Source organism: Paraburkholderia sp. XV (assembly GCF_020177535.1).
Taxonomy (GTDB): domain Bacteria; phylum Pseudomonadota; class Gammaproteobacteria; order Burkholderiales; family Burkholderiaceae; genus Paraburkholderia; species Paraburkholderia caribensis.
In genome coordinates this window covers 1-607 of record NZ_JAGUUD010000274.1, presented here as the reverse complement: position 1 = coordinate 607, position 607 = coordinate 1, and the positions used below count along the sequence as shown (strand labels likewise).

The 607-nt window shown below is 60.6% G+C and carries 1 protein-coding gene and 1 pseudogene; both read right to left on the bottom strand.

Annotated features, from left to right (window positions below; all coding sequences use genetic code 11):
- Window positions 1–225: pseudogene (locus KFO72_RS41900) on the bottom strand (sodium:proton antiporter); the annotation flags it as partial.
- A 59-nt stretch (window positions 226–284) separates the two neighbouring features.
- Window positions 285–607, bottom strand: a 323-nt coding sequence (locus KFO72_RS41895) for a hypothetical protein (protein ID WP_225034564.1), incomplete at its 5' end; no start/stop codon positions are given.

Below are 607 nucleotides of genomic sequence, written 5' to 3'. Positions count from 1 at the left end.
GCTGCGCTCGACATCGGCAAGTGCCTCAGAGGGCATCTGCTCACCCGTTGCGTCCAGTTCTTCATGGCGCAGCGCGACACCGGCGACGAACACCGCGAAGAATGCGTATGCGTGCGCAAGCAACGCGGCACCATAGCAAAGCCCCATCAGGCCGATGGCGAGAAACCCTTCAAGTCCAACCGCTTCGCCAAAACGCGTCCGCAACCCGGTCACGATCCTGACCATGCCCATGCCACGGCCAGGAGGGAATGTCCGGGCGCGCTCCATCCTGGTACGGCAAGACGTTACAGGCGGGGCGTCATATCAAGGAACAGGCGACAGCAGCGCTCCAGATCAGCAGTTGCATGCACAGCAGGGAAGTGTTCAACCGTCTCACGATGCGCTCCTGGTGAATTGACGATGGGAAAAGCAATCGCCATACCGCAGCCGCTTTGACGAGGCCGCATTGCACGCCCGTGCATTATTTGCAATCCAAAGTAAAGATCCGCATCGAGATGTGCCGGGTAGATTGCATAACCCGTGGCACGGCGCATGCGGAACCAGTCCCGCAGATTGAGCCCTTGCGTTCCTGCGCGCAACCACGCCAGAGCCACCGCTCTGAGACCGG